This window comes from Collinsella sp. HCP28S3_G2 (assembly GCF_052065125.1).
GTDB lineage: Bacteria > Actinomycetota > Coriobacteriia > Coriobacteriales > Coriobacteriaceae > Collinsella.
Window position 1 is genome coordinate 46,220 of sequence record NZ_JBQHUO010000011.1, and the last position, 18,624, is coordinate 64,843.

The 18,624-nt window shown below is 58.4% G+C and carries 15 protein-coding genes; 8 read left to right on the forward strand and 7 right to left on the reverse strand.

Translation table 11 applies throughout. The features are described from left to right. Positions 1-43 precede the first annotated feature (43 nt). Complete coding sequence (locus tag ACTNB2_RS07245; RefSeq protein ID WP_441044891.1) at positions 44-1,255, reverse strand: MalY/PatB family protein; 1,212 nt, start codon at positions 1,253-1,255, stop codon at positions 44-46. Between the two features lie 112 nt (positions 1,256-1,367). Continuing rightward, positions 1,368-2,105: a TrmO family methyltransferase domain-containing protein gene (locus tag ACTNB2_RS07250; protein WP_441044892.1), complete on the reverse strand. Its 738-nt coding sequence runs from the start codon at positions 2,103-2,105 to the stop codon at positions 1,368-1,370. A 141-nt stretch (positions 2,106-2,246) separates the two neighbouring features. Here ACTNB2_RS07250 and ACTNB2_RS07255 point away from each other — a divergent pair, with 141 nt between their 5' ends. From ACTNB2_RS07255 to ACTNB2_RS07275, 5 genes are all read left to right on the forward strand, one after another. Further along, positions 2,247-3,074, forward strand: coding sequence for a TipAS antibiotic-recognition domain-containing protein (locus ACTNB2_RS07255; RefSeq protein WP_154516952.1), 828 nt, complete (start codon positions 2,247-2,249; stop codon positions 3,072-3,074). Positions 3,075-3,125: 51 nt separating this feature from the next. After that, positions 3,126-3,371 (forward strand): glutaredoxin family protein, encoded by a 246-nt coding sequence (locus tag ACTNB2_RS07260; RefSeq protein WP_427719374.1) that lies wholly within the window; start codon positions 3,126-3,128, stop codon positions 3,369-3,371. A gap of 293 nt (positions 3,372-3,664) precedes the next feature. Continuing rightward, complete coding sequence (locus ACTNB2_RS07265; protein ID WP_441016494.1) at positions 3,665-4,951, forward strand: hypothetical protein; 1,287 nt, start codon at positions 3,665-3,667, stop codon at positions 4,949-4,951. Between the two features lie 57 nt (positions 4,952-5,008). Beyond that, positions 5,009-5,275, forward strand: coding sequence for a hypothetical protein (locus ACTNB2_RS07270; RefSeq protein WP_154516943.1), 267 nt, complete (start codon positions 5,009-5,011; stop codon positions 5,273-5,275). 8 nt (positions 5,276-5,283) lie between these two features. After that, a complete protein-coding gene (locus ACTNB2_RS07275) occupies positions 5,284-5,550 on the forward strand; it encodes a ribbon-helix-helix protein, CopG family (RefSeq protein WP_154516940.1) in 267 nt (88 codons plus the stop codon). A 144-nt stretch (positions 5,551-5,694) separates the two neighbouring features. Here the strand turns inward: ACTNB2_RS07275 and ACTNB2_RS07280 are convergent, their stop codons facing one another. After that, positions 5,695-6,627, reverse strand: a complete 933-nt coding sequence (locus ACTNB2_RS07280; protein ID WP_441044893.1) for a tRNA dihydrouridine synthase — start codon at positions 6,625-6,627, stop codon at positions 5,695-5,697. Between the two features lie 285 nt (positions 6,628-6,912). Here ACTNB2_RS07280 and ACTNB2_RS07285 point away from each other — a divergent pair, with 285 nt between their 5' ends. Continuing rightward, complete coding sequence (locus ACTNB2_RS07285; protein WP_441044894.1) at positions 6,913-7,050, forward strand: hypothetical protein; 138 nt, start codon at positions 6,913-6,915, stop codon at positions 7,048-7,050. 273 nt (positions 7,051-7,323) lie between these two features. On the opposite strand, the gene ACTNB2_RS07290 is transcribed toward ACTNB2_RS07285, so the two are convergent. The 4 genes from ACTNB2_RS07290 to guaA form a co-directional block, all read right to left on the reverse strand. Continuing rightward, positions 7,324-9,633, reverse strand: a complete 2,310-nt coding sequence (locus ACTNB2_RS07290; RefSeq protein WP_441044895.1) for an ABC transporter permease — start codon at positions 9,631-9,633, stop codon at positions 7,324-7,326. Next, a complete protein-coding gene (locus tag ACTNB2_RS07295; protein ID WP_441044896.1) occupies positions 9,630-10,577 on the reverse strand; it encodes an ABC transporter ATP-binding protein in 948 nt (315 codons plus the stop codon). The genes ACTNB2_RS07290 and ACTNB2_RS07295 overlap by 4 nt, the downstream gene beginning before the upstream one ends. A 242-nt stretch (positions 10,578-10,819) precedes the next feature. Then, positions 10,820-11,404 carry a DUF5714 domain-containing protein gene (locus ACTNB2_RS07300; protein WP_441041794.1) on the reverse strand — a complete coding sequence of 195 codons (585 nt, stop codon included), beginning with the start codon at positions 11,402-11,404 and terminating at the stop codon, positions 10,820-10,822. Positions 11,405-11,681: 277 nt separating this feature from the next. After that, positions 11,682-12,662 (reverse strand): glutamine-hydrolyzing GMP synthase, encoded by a 981-nt coding sequence (gene guaA, locus ACTNB2_RS07305; RefSeq protein ID WP_427794284.1) that lies wholly within the window; start codon positions 12,660-12,662, stop codon positions 11,682-11,684. A gap of 327 nt (positions 12,663-12,989) precedes the next feature. Here guaA and ACTNB2_RS07310 point away from each other — a divergent pair, with 327 nt between their 5' ends. Both ACTNB2_RS07310 and ACTNB2_RS07315 read left to right on the forward strand, forming a co-directional pair. Further along, entirely contained in the window at positions 12,990-13,964 is a 975-nt protein-coding gene (locus ACTNB2_RS07310; protein ID WP_441044897.1) for a helix-turn-helix domain-containing protein, read from the forward strand. A 155-nt stretch (positions 13,965-14,119) separates the two neighbouring features. Next, positions 14,120-18,487 carry a hypothetical protein gene (locus ACTNB2_RS07315; RefSeq protein ID WP_441041790.1) on the forward strand — a complete coding sequence of 1,456 codons (4,368 nt, stop codon included), beginning with the start codon at positions 14,120-14,122 and terminating at the stop codon, positions 18,485-18,487. Positions 18,488-18,624: the final 137 nt, after the last annotated feature.

Sequence of the window (18,624 nt, forward strand, 5' to 3'; positions counted from 1 at the left end):
TGACGACGCGGGCGCAAGCCGCAGTACCCGAATCGTGCGACCCCTATACCCCAAAAACGTAGCGGTCTAGGCGGTCGCACGCTTCCCTTACGCGCGAAAGCGGCAGCGCCAGATTCACGCGAATGTGGCAGGGGCCATGGAACGGACGTCCATCCTGATACCCCACGCCCACGCGTGCCCCCTCGTCGAGCAACCACTGAATATCACGGCCATGCTCGCGGCACCACTCGGTGCAGTCCAGAAACACCATGTACGTGCCCTGCGGACGCGAATAGGACACGCCCTCAAAATGCTCGTCCACGTAATCGCAGAAGTACTCGATATTGTCGGCAAGCACCTGGTTGAGTTCGTCCACCCACTCGTAGCCCTGCGGTTGGTAGGCACCGATAAGCGCATGCATCGAAAGGACATTCATCTCGTTGTAATGGGTCTTGTTAGACACAGCGCACATGCGGTCGCGCAGCGTCTCGTTGTAGACAATGTGGTAGCTGCCGACCAGACCCGCCAGGTTAAACGTCTTGCTCGGCGCATAGAGGGCAACCGTGCGCATGCGGGCATCCTCGCTCACCGACTGCGTCGGGATGTGCTTGTGTCCCGGCAGAATGATATCGGACCAAATCTCGTCCGAGATCACCACGCAATCGTGCTTGCGATAAATGTCCATGGCGCGCTCGATCTCGTCGCGCTCCCATACGCGGCCGCAGGGATTGTGCGGCGAGCAGAACACTGCGGCATGGATGTGGTTTTGGGCGAGTTTGCGCTCCATGTCCTCAAAGTCCATGCGCCACACGCTCTGGTCGTCGAGCTGAAGCGGGCTGTGGACAATGCGATAGCCCGCGGCCTCGATGGACTTGGTGAAGCCGATGTAGGTGGGGCTGTGGACCAACACCGCATCGCCCGGCTGGACATACGCGCGCAGTGTCGACACAACACCGCCCAGCACGCCGTATTCGTAGCCGATATGCTCAGGCGCCAGGCCCTCGACGCCATTACGGCGGCTCTGCCATTCGATGATGCGGTCGAAGTACTCGGAACGCGGATTGAAGTAACCAAACATGGGGTGCTGGGCGCGCTGAATGATGTGCTCCTGGACTGTAGGCACCGTGGCGAAGTTCATGTCCGCCACCCACATGGGAATGCGGTCGAAGCCCTCGTCGGGTGCGTTCGGAGCCATACCGGGGATCTCACCCCAAGAGTCAACGGCGATGGAGTCCATGCCATGGCGGTCGATGATTGAAGTGAAGTCGTATTTCATGCTGAGCCCCCGTGCAGAGCGGAATGATTCGGTAAGCGTTATTGTCCACCAGCGTAGGCGATTTTGGCATGGGGTTTGGCGCTTAATTTGATGGGTGCGGACGAATGGCTGGCTAGTCTCGCGCGTCGTTGATTGCGGTTACCGTCAACCTGGCCCCGTCAACCGTAAACGATATGTCGAGTCCGGCGTAAGCCAAGTGGTAAACGCGGTTTGGCTCGTGCTTGCTGCCCGCGCGGCGCGGATCTTGGCGAAGAACCTCGACCAGGCCGGGGAGCTTTGCGGGCGGGACCATGTCTTGAAGCGCTTGCGGGAACTCAACATCGAGCTCTTGCCACGGAGCACCCTCAATCCAGCCGCCGGTCGCATCCGGGTGGCAGTCCGCAAACGGGATGTAGGGCTTAATGTCGTAGATGGGCGTGCCGTCACGCAGGTCGGCCCCCAGTACATGGATGATGGGGCCGTCGTCGGTGCGCTCAACGCGGCTGAGCTTGACGCAGGTAAGACCGATGGGATTGGGGCGAAACGGACTCCGCGTGGCAAACACGCCCACGCGTTCGGCTCCGCCCAGACGCGGCGGGCGCACAGTCTTCGACCACTTGACGTTGGTGCCGGACCTGTCCTGCGTCTTGGCATCGGCAGCTATATCCTTAGCCGTGCCGCCGGGCGTTCCGTTTTCGAAGCGCCACAGCAGCCATAGGTGAGAGAAGGAGTCCAGACCCTCAACTGCTGCGTTGGAGGCAAATTCCGGCTCAAAGACGATGCGTCCCTGCAGGTGGGGCGCCAAAAAGCTGTTGCGCGGAATGCCGAACTTCTGCGGCAGGTCGGTATGCATGTGTGCGATAGGTTCCATGCCGGTCATTGTACGGCATGGAGGTGTGGGGTGCAGCGCGCAATTCTTCGCCGCGGTCTCCCGTCGTGCAACCAACGGTTGCTTGGAAGGGCGCCGGCCGCCGCGTATGCTTAAGCCATCAACCAGCAGAAAGGAGTCGCTATGGCCTTTGCAGAAAAGCTCATTGCCATTCGCCGCGCCCATCACCTTACCCAAGAGCAGCTCGCCGCCAAGCTCTTCGTCACACGCCAAGCCGTCAGCCGTTGGGAACGCGGCGAAGTCACCCCGGGCATCGACATGATGAAGCTCATTGCCGCCGTAACCGGAGAACCGCTGTCCCACCTGCTCGAAATGCCCGAGCACTATTGCCAGAGCTGCGGCATGATACTCACACCCGACGACTGCGGCACCGATGCTGTGGGCGCCACGACCGACCATTACTGCAAGTGGTGCTACGACCACGGCAAGTACACCTACGACACCACCATGGAGGCGATGATCGAGGATTGTGCCCCGCGGCTGGCGCAAAACACCGGCATGTCGCTCGACGAAGCCGTCTCGCTCATGGGCGCCGTCCTGCCGCAACTGGAGCGCTGGCGCTCCGTGCAGGAAAACGAGGAGCGCTACGGCGCCGAGGCGCGGGCGCGCTATGGCGACGAGGCGATCGACGCAGCAAACGAAGCACTGCTGGACATGGACCCCGAGACATGGAACGACATGAAGGAACTTGAACGCGCTATTCTGGGCCAGCTTTCGATTGCCATGGGCGACGGCGATGCGGATGGAAGCGAGGCCCGCAAACTTGTCGCGATGCACCGTCGATGGATTGGCCTTAACTGGGGGCACAAGCCCCAAGACGAAGCATACCTGGGCCTCGCCCACGGCTATCTTGCTGACCAGCGCTTTATCGACTACTACGACAAGCCCTGCGGCACCGGAGCCACGGCGTTTCTGGTACAGGCCATCGAGTCGTCGTCAGCTCATGCATAGACCGCGGCGGCTTTGGGTATTTCAATCAAAACCTCAACCGATTGGAGACCTATGGCTACTAATCATGAGCTCACGCTGTACGTTATGACCGGCTGCCCGTATTGCATGAAGGTCAAGCGCTTTTTGGCGGATAACAGCGTGACCGTTCCCGAGCGCAATATCTCGACCGATACCGAAGCCGAGCAGACGCTCATCGCCGTCGGCGGAAAACGCCAGGTTCCCTGTCTGTTCATCGACGGCAAACCACTCTACGAATCGAGCGACATCATCGCATGGGTACAGGAGAACCTGCTCTAGCGTGCGAGTACTCATTGGGGACGTTCTTAAATGAGTGGGTAGGGCTTCGGTTTCTCAAATATATAGAACATATGTTTGCTCTCTGTGTTATACTCATCCCAAGGCATGAGACTGGTCGAGAGCTCCTGCGGAGGTCCCCAATGACACGCTGGAGCGAGCTCGGTAAGTAAGATCGGTGGTTACCGCACTCGCCCATCTCAGACAGGCTGCGCTCCTGTTCGCCGTCGCCATCAAAGAACGGCACTCACAATCAGACTGTTTCTTTTCCGTGAGTCACACAGGAGCGCATCGCTATGGCAAAAAAGATACCAACCCTTTCACCCGACATTATTTCAAACACCTGCTCGGATATCAGCAGGATTGTCGAGGCCAAACACCTCGGCCAGAAAGGCACCGACCATGAGGCCTCTTCGGAAGGGGCTCTGCTCATCGGGCGCCGTCTCGAGCAAGAGATTGCCGGATACCCCATTTCCAATCTAAATGGCCTACTCTCGCCCATCGCTTGCCACCTCAAGCAGCACTTTAGCCCAAGCCTGGGCCCGACCTATCTCAAGCGTTGCATAAAGCTCGCACGAACTGTTCCGGAAGACATGAGTTTTCGACCGGAGCTTGATCTAGAACACTATCAGTCGCTCGCTCGCATCGCCGACAAAGATCTGCGCTTGGATCTGATGAACGTTGCCGCTGATAACCGTTGGAGCGCATCGCGCATCGATCGTCATGCCCGCTATCGAAGTCCGCAGGACGTTTTGGATGCTTGGGAGCGCCGTGTGCTTGAATCAAATCAAGAAGTACGGCGCTTCGCCCGCGCCTACACAGATGCCTGTGGAATCATTTCACTCGATGAACTTATTGAGCTCTACAACTCCTGTGCCCCCAATCCAGTCTCGAGATTTGAGATAAATGAAACTATTTGGCAAATCAGGAACGAATCGGGGCAAATCGACAATCCCTGCGTCATATCCAGAGATGGAAAACTCTATCTCATAGCGCCTGAGCTCGATGACGCTGTCGATGAAGCCCCTTATTACTACGATGACTACGGATACTCCTATCGAAAATATGAACGACGCAGCGAATACACCGGTGAGATGCGCGCGCTGCGCGAACGGCGCGTTGGCATCAGAGTGGCAGCCATCTTCGCCGGTCACGAACGTCTCCCAATCAAAAGGCTCAGTTATGACGAAGTCATCTGCGGGCATATAAAGTGCAGTCGATCTGTCGAACGACTCAAGCAGTACGTCCTGAGAGACCCTGAGATTAAGGCATCCGATCTCCATGCAAGAGAAGATGAGTTCGATTTCATCATGACAAAGCTTTTGCGTTCCGTTGGACTCAACGGTATGCCGACAGCACAGCAAATTACCGAAGACGCAGCTTTCTTATTGATTGTCGTACGGCCCGAGTTTTACGAACGCAAGAAAACAGCCGAAGTCTCCAAGCTCCTCTCGATAATCTATGAAAACGCTCCCCTCTGGGAGTTCAACGGACGTTCACATACCGAACTAAAAAGCGAAGGAGTAGTGGAGCCTCCGATGTCGGCTTTACATCGAAAAGTCCAATCAAAACAAGTCGCTTAAGCCTATTAACTGCTTGCATTTTTGTTTACAAAACTGTATACAAAAAGAGAGGCCCTTATGGAGCTCATCGCAATCCACCCCCACGCCCTCAAACACGGGCTGACGGAGACGGATATCACCTGCGCCTGGAACTCCGCTTTTGCATGGTTCAGGCGTGATCTTGAAAACGGAGGTATCGATTACGTTCTCGTTGGACTTGATGGAAGAAGCCGTCTCATGGAGCTCATCGCTCGATATTGCTCCAATCGAGATGGCTATATCATTTACCACGCCCTTGTCCCTCCTACGCGCAAGGTGCTCAGGGAAATCGGGATCGATCGATAGGAGGCGCTATGGACGCTAAGCAACTCGAAAAGATGATCGGATTTGCCCCCGGAGAGTTGGAGAAAGCCGCGGAGGCATACGAAAAAGATGAGTGGCCGAAGGGTCGCACCATCAAGCTGGGAAGGCCGTCGATCTCTGATGAGCCAAGCGTTGTTTTATCGGCACGTGTGGGTGAATCGGTTCTTGAAGCGTTTGACGAGAAGGCAAAGCGCCATGGGCAAACACGCACAGAGCGACTCAGAGAACTCATTACCCTTGACGCAATGATTGCCTAGTCCCCCACCGAATCCAAACATGTACGCCAGCATCCAAAGTCGACATTTTTCGATATCTTTGGATGCTGACGTACAGCTTTTGCAACATAGTCATTGGGGACGTTCTTAAATGACTAGCCGTTAAAGAACGTCCCCAATGACTAGCTAACCGTGGAAGCGGGCTATGGGCGCAAGTGGCTGCTCGCGAAAGACGCGCTCGACGGCGGCACGGTATTCGTCGACCTTTTTAGTCTTGCGTACGAGTTTGTGAACGGTAGCAGGATCGGCGAAGGCGCATTTAGCGTAGAACCACCACTCCTTCATGCGAAAGACCGCGTTGCCGCCAATCTCTTCTGCATATGCCGCAAACAGCGTGTCGTGGAAGCGCTGCAGTTCGGCTGCCGTGGCAGCAGGGCCGCCCTTGACCATGTGAGCCAGCGCGGGGTTCGCAAGCAAGCCACGCCCCAGCATCACATGGCGTGTACCGGGATAGACCTCCACCAGCGCCTCCATGTCCTCAAGATCAAAAATATCGCCGTTGTATGCCACCGGAAACGGCGCGCGCTCCAGCGTCTCGCCATAAAACTCTTTGCGCGGCGAGCCCGTATAGCGATCCTTCTGTATGCGAGGATGCACGATCAACTCTGCCAACGGCATGCGACAATACAGATCGAGCACGCGCTCGTATTCGTCGTCGCTCTCCAGCCCCAGCCTGGTTTTTACCGACACCGGCAAGGGCGATCGCTCGCACACGTCGCTCAAGAACACCTCGAGCTCATCGAGGTTGCATAAGAAGCCCGATCCTTTACCCTTGGCAACAACCGTACCCGAGGGGCAGCCAAGGTTGAGATTAACCTCGCGGTAGCCCATGTCGGCGAGCACGCGCGCCGCCCACACAAACTCATCCGCGTTCTTGGACATGAGCTGGGGCACCACGTTAAGCCCTTGGTTGTTAGCCGGATCGATTTCCTTAAACGCCTTGCCGCCAAAGCGGTTGCCCACCCGCGGCGGCGGCAAAAACGGCGTGTAATAGCAGTCGAGCGCACCGAAGCACTCCGCATGCACGCGACGGAACACATGCCCGGTAATCCCCTCCATGGGGGCCAACGATAGAATCATCAACATCTACTCTCAAATCAATGCGGCAAAGGGACTGCCCCTTTGTCACATGCATTATGCCTTGTCCTTGAGGCGGCCCACAAGGCGGAGGCGGTTGCTTGACATCAACCAGCCCTCCGACCATCCCTGTGCAACGAAGGTGAATGGCGCCCACAAACAGCAAGCAGGGCCGCCCCACAGCAGCTCCCTCACTCGCCACTTTTTCCTTGTCCAAAAGAGGACGTTCGCGATCAAGCGATCACCAACAGCACGCTGCTGACCGCCATGTCTGAACAAATCAGCATCAAGACGGAGGACGAATCTATCAAGTCGTACTACACCTTTGACACCGAGCCCAAAGAAGAGTTCGACAAGTACACCCATCCGGTAATTAGCCTCATGCTCTCCGCAAAGGAGGACTAGCAACTTACGCTCTAATTGACGCTCGCAAACGCCGTCTATATCTCAAGGTCTAATACTTTTCCCGAGAAGTGAACGGCTATATTTGGACCCCCGAAGCATCGACATTTTTAGACGCCAAACCCGCAGGATTTGGCTGGCAAAACCGCAGGAAACCGCCTTCAATAAGTGTCGATGCTTCGGGGGTCCATTTTGACTCGTTCACTTCTCGGGAAAAGTATTAGACCTCGATTTACATGTCACTCAATGTGACAAAAGGACAGTCCCTTTGTCACATTATTCGGAGCGCAGGGCTTCTACGGGGTCTTTCTTGGATGCACTGCGGGCCGGCAGCAGGCCGGCAACGACCGTCAGCAGCACCGAAATTGCAATGAGCGCCAGCGCATCCTGCACGGGCAAGCTCATCAGATTGGGTACCTGTTTGGCAGCAAGCGCCCAGGCATTAACCGGAAAACTCACGGCCACCACAACGACAATGGCAAAGACACCGGCAATGAGGCCCTCGATAAAGGTCTCGGCGTTGAACACGTTTGCCACGTTGCGCTTCGACGCGCCGATCGCGCGCAGGATGCCAATCTCCTTTTTGCGCTCCAGCACGCTGATGTAGGTGATGATGCCGATCATGATGGAGCTCACGACCAGGCTGATGCTCACGAACGCGATGAGCACCAAGCTGATGGTATTCACGATATCAGTCACCGAGCCCATGATGATGCCCATGTAGTCGGTGTACGAGATTGCCTGCTCGTCGTGGCCGGCGGCTTTGACCTGCTTGTTGTACGCATCGATATGGTCGAGTACGCGCTCCTTGGCCTCAAAGTCACGCGGGAAAATCTTGACCGAGATGGGATCCGCTTCATCCGCGTAGCCCAACGTGGTCAGATTGTTGTCGTAGGTGAGCTTCGACGCCTTGGCATAGCTCATCATGAGCGAGCTCAGGTCCTCGGCGTCCATGTTGAAGTGGATGGCACGAGCAAAGGCGCTCGCATCCACGCGCATGGCGCTCGCCAGGTTGGCAAAACTCGAAGACATCTGCGTCACCATCTGGTCCATGAGCCCTGCCGCGCCGGCCTTGAGCTGGGTCGACACGGTCGTTGCCACCTGCTCGCTGATCGCCTTCATCACCTGATCCATAGCCTGCTGCAGATACGGAGCCAACTGATTTTGGACATAGTCGGTCATCGCCTGTTGCAGGCGCTCGGCCAGGGCATCGCCGCCGAGCGCCTTGAGCTGCGCCAGGCACTGCTGCGCCACAACATCGTTCTCGAGATACGCCGAGAATGCGGCAGCAAGCTTTGACGCGTCTTTGAGATCTTCGGGTGACAGCGCCCTAAACTGATCAGACTGCAAAAAGCCCTCAAATAGTTGGTTGGCAAGCGTTCCCACCTGTTGCATTTGCTCGGGCGTGAGCTCCAGACCGTCAAAGATACCCGAGAAATCGGGGGTCGGCGCTTTGACCATGATGTCGCTTAAGTCGATGTCTTTGCCAACGCCCGAAAGATCAATATCCAGGCCCGACAAATCGATGCCCGAAAGATCCATGCCACCGGCAGCACCCGAGAGTGCAGACGCATCGAACGAGAACGCGCTCTTGAGCGCCGCCTCGTCCACGCTGAACATACTGCCCAGATCCACGCCTTGCTTGGCCTCGCCTTGCAGTTCGTCGAAAGTTTTGCCCGTAAAGACATCCGTCTCGGGGTGGGCAAGTTGCTCTTGCACGATCTGCGAATCGGCGGCGCGCTCCATAAGCTGGCGAGTCAACGCATGCGTATAGGCAATGCCCGGAGACAACGCGCTCGCATTGGCCGTCTCGTTAGGTCGCACCACGCCCACAATGTGCACGTCAATACCGTCGGCAACCTTGGCCGTCATAAAGTCGGCGTCGCCGGACATGTCAGTCCACATGCCGGTCTCTTCGTTTTTGCGATAAGCATCGGCCGGCGACAACACCTTAAACGTCGTGGACAGCGCATCGTCGTAAGTAAAGTCGGCGCCGCTCTCAGGCGTCTCAATCTTACCGTCGGCGGCCATGGCACTGTTCACCAGGTCGTTGAGCTCATCGATATCCAGCGCACCGATGCTGTAAAGCGTATAGTCGCCCACCGTTCCACGGCTCGAAAGCACCATTACGGCTTCGTGAACAGACGTAGGCCAATGGCCGGCGACGACATCGTACTGGCTGTCGAGCAGACTCTGATCGTCGATCATCTCGTTGAAGACCGAGGTCCCCATGGAGTCCATGCTCACTGTTGCCGCCGAGCTCGCACCACCGCTCATGGCCTCGGTCATAGCGTTGGGCACCAGCCGGACAGGCTTCTCATCGCCCTTGCCGGCACGATAGACAACCGGCGTCACGCCGTAACCGTACTGGATGGCGTTGACCTCTTTGTCGATACCGTCGCCGCCGGCATCGAGCCATGCCTTAAAGCTCGTCATATCGTTGGACTTAACACTTGCGAACATATCCTTTACGGCCGTGACCACGGGAATCTTTTTGGTTCCCTGAGCCTTGCCGTCGGTGCCGTCGTCGGACGAACCCTCGTTCTTGGACGTATCGTCATCCGTGGCCCCCTGTTCGCCCATCATGGACGACAGGTCGTAATCCTGCTTGGAAATGTAAGCGGGTAGCTCGAAAGCGTATCCTCCTCGACCTTTTTGATGTAGCCGTTTACGCCATTGGACAGCGCCAAAATCGCCGCGATGCCAATAATGCCAATCGAGCCCGCAAAGGCCGTCATGGCCGTACGGCCCTTCTTGGTCATAAGGTTTCGGGCAGAAAGCCCCAGCGCCGTCACAAAGCTCATCGAGGTTTTGCGCGTAGGCTTGGCCTCGCGGCGCGTGGCATCAGCGACATCGAAAGGATCAGAATCGTCGGTGATCTTGCCGTCCGCCAGGTTGACGATGCGCGTGGCGTACTCGTACGCCAGATCGGGATTATGCGTGACCATGATAACCAGACGGTCGCGCGCGACGTCCTTGAGCAAGTCCATGACCTGCACGGACGTTATGGAATCCAAGGCGCCAGTCGGCTCGTCTGCCAGCACAATCTCGGGATCATTAATCAGGGCGCGGGCGATGGCCACGCGCTGCATCTGTCCACCCGAAAGCTGACTCGGGCGCTTGTTCACGTGCTCGCCCAGACCAACGGCCTCGAGCGCCTTGCGCGCACGCTGGCGGCGCTCGGCGTGTCCCACGCCCGTGAGCGCAAGCGCCAGCTCCACGTTTTCCAAAATGGTCTGATGCGGAATGAGGTTATAGCTTTGGAACACAAAGCCGATGCGGTTGTTGCGATAGGCATCCCAATCGCGATCGTGAAAGTCCTTGGTCGAAATACCGTCGATCAGCAGGTCACCCGAGTCAAAGTGGTCGAGTCCGCCGATAACGTTGAGCATCGTGGTCTTACCCGAACCCGAGGGCCCCAGAATGGCCACGAACTCGTTATCCCGAAAAGACAGGCTCACGCTGTCGAGCGCCACCTGCGTAAACGACTGCGTAACGTACCTTTTGCAAATTCCTTTGAGCTCCAGCATGGACGGCAACCTCTCCTGCGCAGGCACCTTGCCCGCTCTCCCCCGCCGTTCGTATTCGACGCGTTTGTCCTACTCTATCCCCATTTTTTACCGGCGCAAGTGAGGAATGTAACGAAGCGCGCCAAAAAACGAGCAGGACGGCACATCGCGTGACGTACCATCCCGCGCATACCGCCGATAATGTGACAAAGGGACTGTCACTTTGTCACATCTGCCCAACCCTTATTGGGGCACCCGGTTCCCTATTGGATGATAAAGGACGGATGATACGGACACTTTTCGCCCATGCACACTGTATTGACCGCATAGCTATCGCAGGTTGGCGTCTTCTCCCATGCTTTAAGCTGTGGTCCGCCGAGCGCGTTAAAAAACGAAACGGCCTCACGAATCGCCACGCGCGCATCTCGCTTGCAGCACCGTGGGCTTCCCGAGCGCGCGATGGCGGCAAGCAGCTCCGAAACCATAAGCTGCCCCTCCTGCCAGCCTTCACTGCGCAGCGGCGCATTGCCGCGCACGATTGCATATGCCATGCCCGCAGACGCAGCTGCCCCGCACACGCCCCAACGGGCACACGTCGCCCCCGGCACGCAATCCGACCGAGACATCAAATCGGCAAGATCGTCTTTGAGCATCGCATCTCGCTCCCCAGATGCTTCGGCGTTGCGCCAGCACGCAAGCAGCACCGCGCCCACAATAAAATGGTGGATGGGGCCAAAATCCACGCAGCGCTCATCTGCCATAACCTCTTCCAAAAGAGCCGCGGGCGCCACCGACACACTGGCCATGAGCATCTCAACAATCCAGCTTGTTTGTTCGTCTTTTGCCATGCGGCATCCTCCTCTAAAACAAATTGTGCGCACTCCATTATGGCCCTCTTCTGCCCGGAGCGCTCAATGCGAAACAACCTGCTTCGCTCGTGCCGCCAACAAGCCCTGCTAGTTCTCGTCGCAAACCAGCCCTGCTCAGGAACAACACCAGAGGCGATGGCAAGCACGATGGACAGTGGCAACAACACGACGGCAGCTCTTTTCGAAAAAGAAGGCCCCGCGCAATCGCGCGAGGCCTCCCCATTCATGGAACTATGATCAAAGCAGCCCAAAAAGCTTACTCCCACTCAACGGTGCCGACGGGCTTGGGCGTGAGGTCGTAGCACACACGGCAGATGCCGGGAACCTCGGCTGTGACGCGAGCGGTAATACGCTTGAGCAGTGCCCAGTCGAGCTCAGGCACCTCGGCGGTCATCACGTCGACGGTGTTGATGCAGCGGATGATGCAGGGCCAGTCGTAGGCGCGCTTGCCCTCGCGCACGCCGGTGGCACGGAAATCGGGCACCACGGCGAAGTACTGCCAGATGGTCAGGCCTGCCTTGTCGATCTCCTCGCGCACGATGGCGTCGGCTTCGCGCAGCGCCTCAAGACGGTCGCGGGTGATGGCACCAAGGCAGCGGACGCCCAGGCCGGGACCGGGGAACGGCTGACGCTCGACCATGTTCTCGGGCAGACCGAGCTCGCGGCCCACGACGCGGACCTCGTCCTTGTACAGCAGCTTGACGGGCTCGCAAAGCTCAAACTGCAGGTCCTCGGGCAGGCCACCCACGTTGTGGTGGGCCTTCACGCCATCCTGGGACTCCAGGATGTCGGGGTAGATGGTGCCCTGGGCGAGGAAGCTGACCTCGTCGCCAACCTTGCGGGCCTCCTCCTCGAACACGCGAATGAACTCGGCGCCGATGATTTTGCGCTTGGCCTCGGGCTCCTCGACGTCCACGAGCTTATCCAAGAAGCGATCGGTCGCGTCCACATAGACCAGGTTGGCGTCCATCTGGTTCTTGAAGACGTCGACGACTTGCTCGCTCTCGCCCTTACGCATCAGGCCGTGGTTCACGTGCACGCAGATAAGCTGCTTGCCGATGGCCTTGATGAGCAGGGCCGCGACAACCGAACTGTCGACACCACCGGAAAGGGCCAGCAGGACCTTCTTGTCGCCGATCTGCTCGCGGATTGCAGCGACCTGCTCATCGATGAACACCTGGGCAAGTTCGGAAGTGGTGATACGCACCATGTCGTCGGGACGCTTGTTGGAATCCATGCAAAGCTCCTTTTCGGTTCGATGGGAATGCGTCACACGTATGCAAACGCACCGTCATATGACCTCATTATATGCAGAACAAGATGTGTTTCCCATCGCTGCGACAAAGCTTTTTGCAGGGGTGGCAATTTTTCCTACTGTCGAGCTCAGCTAGGCTTCGGTAGCCACCTTGGCAGCATCGCCAATAGACTCTTCCTTTATACGTTCTGCGTAATCGTATGCCATACCCGCAAATTCCAGTCCCGAGTAACAGGAGTACAATTGCTGCTATTGTTGCCAGCTGTTGGGAGATGGAAGATGGACTGCGATGGCTACCCATGCGTTCCCATGCCGTTGATGTGCACCGCCTTTGTGCCGGGGCAGATTGACGCTGCGGTTGCAGGCATTTCCGACCCCGATTCGCGCGCCATTGCCACGGCAGAAGCGCTGTACTTTCGCGGACAGGCCACCCTCGCTGCCAAGACGGCGCGCCCTTATCTTGACGCCACCGACCCCGCACTGCGCTATTCCGCATGCTTTATCTGCGGATACGCCAGTCTGTCGCTCAACCGTATCGCCGATGCCCGCCGGTGCCTTACTGGCATCCTCGATACGCCGGCCGACGAGGAATCGCCTGCCGTCCACGCCATGCACATCCTGCTCACCTCGGCCGCGAGCGTCCTGCTGCACTTGCCTTCCCCGTATTCCGCCGAAGAGTTTTATCCGCTTGCGGCGCATTTGCCCGAAGGCCTGCGCCTGTTCGCCAGCTACGTGATGGCGCACGCCTTGTATCTGCGCGGCGAATACGGCCGCAGCCTGGGCATGGTGGAAAATGCCCTGATCATGAAACAGGGAAGCTATCCCATCTCGGAACTGTTCCTGCACCTGGCGGCTTCCATGGCATGCATGAGCCTCAAGGACATCGACGCCGCAAAGGCACATTTCGGAGCCGCTTGGGACATTGCGCGCCCCGACGGCCTTATCGAGCTCATTGGCGAGCACCACGGCCTTTTACAGGGGCTCATCGAGGCGTGCCTAAAAGCGCAATACCCTGACGATTTCGCACGCATCATCGAGATTACGTATCGATTTAGCTACGGCTGGCGGCGCATCCACAACCCCGATTCGGGCGAGGACGTGGCCGACGATTTAACGACCACGGAGTTCACCATGGCCATGCTCGCCTGCCGCGGATGGACCAACGCCGAAATCGCACGCCACATGGAAGTATCGCCGGGCACTGTTAAAAACCGCCTATCAGGAGTGTATGCCAAGCTTGGTATCGGAACTCGCGCCGAGCTGGTCGCGCATATGTTGCGTTAGCGACCGGGCTGCCAAGCGCATCGAACGCGTTCCGGAACCCGGCGCTTCGCTCGATCAATTTGGACATTTTGACCCTTGAACGGCACTACCGCCACGGGGCACCTTCTCGCAAAATAGGATTATTTCCTCCGATATTTGCGGGATGGGAGCCCAAAATGCTTGATCGTCGTTCGCTACTTATCGCCGGAGCATCCTCGCTGGCAGGCATCATGCTGCCTCGCGTGCCGAGCAGCGCAAACGCCTTCATACTGCCATTCGCCCCCACCGAGGCCTATGCCGACGAAGAAGACCCCTTCAAGGTGCTCGTTCTCTCGCGCACCATGTTTGGTGTGGTCGTGGTCGACGTCGCCAACAAGAATATGCCCATCAAGGGAGCCCAGGTCACGCTCGCGTCGCGTTATGCCGCGGGCAAGCAGATCTCCGCCACTACCGACGACGAGGGCACGGCCATCTTTGAGGTCGCGCCGCTTTCGGAAGGCTACGTGGACGAGGCAACGCTTCTCGACGCGTACGACTTTAACGGTGGCATCTCCATCAGCATGGCGGGCTACCGTGATGTCGAGATCCCCCTCACGCGCATCCAGGGCGGCACCGCCATTACCGCGCCCACACGTCCGCTTTCCGACGGTGAGCCGTACTTTCGCCAGCTTACGTTCGACGAGTGGGACATCCAGTACGCCGACGCCACGTTCATGGCACTGCCGAAGGACGACGCCGGAAACGACCAACCCGACACGCACGCCTTTACCGTGCAGGCACATCTGCCACAGGGTGGACAGGCAACGCTGTGCATCAACAAGGTAATGCCCGCCACGAGCAGCTCATCCGAAACCGTCACGCAAATTGGCCAAGTCAAGGCCAGTGCATCGGGTTCGGATAATCTGGCAACGTTCACACTCGAAGACACGTTCCTCGATGCAGCTTCGGGCCTTCTGGAGGAAGGATGCAAGCTGCGCTTTGTCCTCGACTATCAGGGCAAGACCTATACACTCTCCTCCCCCATGGCCGTTGTCACCGCGCCGGCCGCAAAGGCAGAATCGGGCTCGACCACTATCGTCCCCACCACCATGGACCAAGAGATTACTCCGTTTGATTTCCCGGCGGCGTTTCCCGGCATCGGCGGCAATAAGTTCACGTGCTGGATGCCCTCGTTCCCCATTTTGTTCGATTTCTCTTTTGCCGGATACGTGCTGTTTGGCGGAGGATACAAACCGGTCGGCTACATGAACGATTCGGGCAATCCGGATCCGGAGTACTGGAAGAAGTCACCGCGCGAGTCGGGCGCCAAGCAGGCAAACCGCTACCTCGACGAGATGGAGGGGAAGTGGAATCAGTACAAAAGTATGAGTGCCGGTTCGGGCACCGATCCAAGGAACACTAAGCTGCTTCGTCACCACTGCACGCCGCGTTTTACGATGGATATCGCCACACAGCTGTACGGATCGCTCGCCTACGACTGGGTGGGCAAAACCTGGGGTGACAACAACGACCCCGCATTTGGCAATATTAAGGCCCTCTTCCAGGTAAGAACCAACCTCAATTGGACCGAGCAGTTTACCCTAGGACCGGTGCCGTTTTTCCTAAACGTCAACCCCTGGGTGCTGGCGAAGCTGGCGCTCGCCGTGGGTGCCCACACGCACGGCAGCGGCGCGGCGTTTTTTAAAAACATTTCGCTCGACTATTCAAACACCTCGGGCTCGTTCACCATCCAGATCGGGCTTGCCGTCACCTTTGGCGCCGGCGTTGCAGGTGTCGCTTCGTCTGCCGTGCGCGGCGCCGCATCCCTCACGCTGTTCATTGGGTACGAGAAGGCAGATGGACACCAGCTTCCGCGACTGCGCGTAGGTGCAGACGTCGATGTCGATGTGATACTCCAGTTCGTAATGTTCAAGTGGACCACCAAGGCTTGGTCGGGGTCGTGGCCCACACTCCTCGATTCGTGGAATATGTCGGTGAACAATGGCAACCAGTATGTGCTCCAGCGCTCTGAGCTCGCATTGGGTGGAGATACGCCTTACACGTTGGATGCCCGCTTCGGCACGGCCGGCAACGCCGAGGCAGGCGGCGTGCCGCAATTTATCGCATCGGCCACCATCGTCACCAACGCCGAGCTGCTCGCACGCGCCGAGGTTAAGGCCACTGCCGTAAACGTCGCGCCTGTCGTGCGCGATTGGAATCAAGCGGTCACGCGCATTGAGCTCGAGGCGGATGCAGAAAGCGGCGGCACGGGACAGATCGAGCATTTCGTCCATACACTGATAGAGAACGACGAAAACGCCGCGCCGATGTATGACTACACCTATATCGGGCAGGCGACGAACGCCGTTGCGGACCCCAACGCCAATTCTGCTGGTGTATCGGAGGACGAGCGTGGCGGCATCAAGCCCTCGAGCGACAACGTGCTGTTTGCTGGCGTGCTCAGCGAAGCCCACATGAAGCTGGCAATGATTGCCGGCGTAGAATGTCTGTTCCGTATCGCCTCGGTGCGCTACGGCGACAATGGCCGCTCGCGCCTGGTGGTGCACACAAAGGCAAACGGCACGTGGTCCGCTCCCACTCCCGTGGACTTTCCCCTTGGGTTTGGCGAGGGCGACGTGGAGCGCGACGGCATATTCGATTACGACTTCGACGTGGTGGAATATACGGACGGAAGAGGAAACCAGGACGCCTACGTGCTGCTGATCTCGGGCGAGCGCCCCGCCGGTGACAACACCCTTTTCGATACGGCAAGCACAGCCGGCATACTGTCCGTCGTGCGCCTGCACATAAGTAATAGCAAAGTTCGCGTGGTGTCGTATACGTCGTGGCGCAGCATCTCGCGCGGCCGCCTTCAGGAGGATGGCTACCATTGTCTGCAGTGCCCGCGTATCACGGTAGGCAAGACGCTCGTCGACGGGCGCCTGTCGGGTGCCTACCTCCACCGCCGCGGAACCACCGCAGAAAAGGCGCTCGGCAGCGAGGCCGAGGTTGCGCTGGAATGCTTTACCTTGTGGTCGGATGATTTGGGCGACAGTCTCACGTTCCGTCAGGTCCTCTGCTTTCCGCAAGCACCGTCGAGTATCGAGCTGGGCAAGCCCGAGAATATCAACGGCAAAATGGTGGTGTCCGTTGCGTACGAGACCGCAGACGGTTGCGGCTGCGCATCGTACGCCGTGATCGGCCAGTCCATTGCGTGCTGGGACGTTATGTCACCAGACGCCACGGTACCTCATGCGGTGCCATGGCCACAACATTCGGGCTTTTTGGCAACCGTCAACGAGCAACTGCAGCATATTACTTGGACGCGAGGCGCATCGGCATTTGCAACGCAGCCCGTGGGTGCCGCAGGCTGTGGCCCGGCATCGTTTAGCGTAAGCAACAACGGCAGGTGCGTGCTCTATGTAGAGAACACCGATGGCAAGGTGGGACAAACCTACGACGAAGAAGGCAACCCGGTAGCAGTGATGGGCAAGCACTTCCGCATCTTCGCCAGCACCTTGGCAGGCGATCTGTTCACGGAGCCGTTCGTGATGTGCGAGCTGGACCATCCCGTCGATCAGATAACGACATTTTTGACGTCGGGAGGCATGCTCTCCGCACTCGCCACGCACATTGTGAGCGCGGAGAAGAGCGAGGCAGAGCTGCACGGCATCGAAGTGCCCTTGGTGGCGTGTGCCACTCCGACGGGCGCGGTCGCTACCTCGGGCGCGGTGGTACCCGGAGCAGCAGGCGAATCCTTCATGGTCACGGTGCGAAACGACGGCAACACCTTGCTGACCGCCGGCACGATCGATCTGTACCGAGAGGGCTCCAGCCAGCCGTTCTCCAGCGCATCCATCGGATTCGGACTGAACGCACGCATGGTTTCGATCTACGATCCAGAGCTTGCCGAGGATGCTTCGGCCCAAGACATGGCACACGTGAAGTACGCGCTCGAGACGCTGGGCGCACGTTTTGCAACGCACCCGCTGGTAGCCGACAACGGCAACGCCGTGCTGGCACCGGGTTGCACGGCACAGTTCCGCATGAGCTTCGCCATCCCCGAGAGCTGGAGCGACGATGTGGGCAAACGCGTAACGCTGTATGCGAAGGCGCATAACCTGGTGGCGCTCGATCCCGTAACGCTCGAGGAAATTCGGCCGGGTGCAAACTCGGCGCTGGGTGCCGTACTGCACGAGCTTCATGTGCCCGACGCGGCATGCGAACGCTCAGAAGTTCAGGTCGGCGTATGCGACAGCGCGGATACGACGGGGCTTCACGATGCACCGATGACGGTGGACGACGGTGGCGGCTCGAGTGGCGGCGGTACTGACAAGGGCGGCGGCTCCGGCGGAAGCAGCTCCAGCAGCGGCAAGGACCACAACAATAGCAAGCGCCCCGGAAAAGCGGGCGCGCTTGCGGGCACGGGCGATACATGCGCTCCCCTTACGGCAGCCGCTGCAGCACTCGCCGCGGCAGGCGCCGGCCTCGTCGCCTACAGCGCCCGCCGCACGGCGCTCGAAGCCGATACCGCCAATGAGGTCAATTCGGATAGGCCCCGCTAGCTCCTAGTTACTTTTGTGAGAGACGCCGACTCGGCTCATTCGTCATCGCTATGCGGACATTACAACTTCGGTTCGCTATTCAAACTTGCTCGCACAATACCGACTCGGTTTTGTGCGAGTAAACGAAACCTTATCGA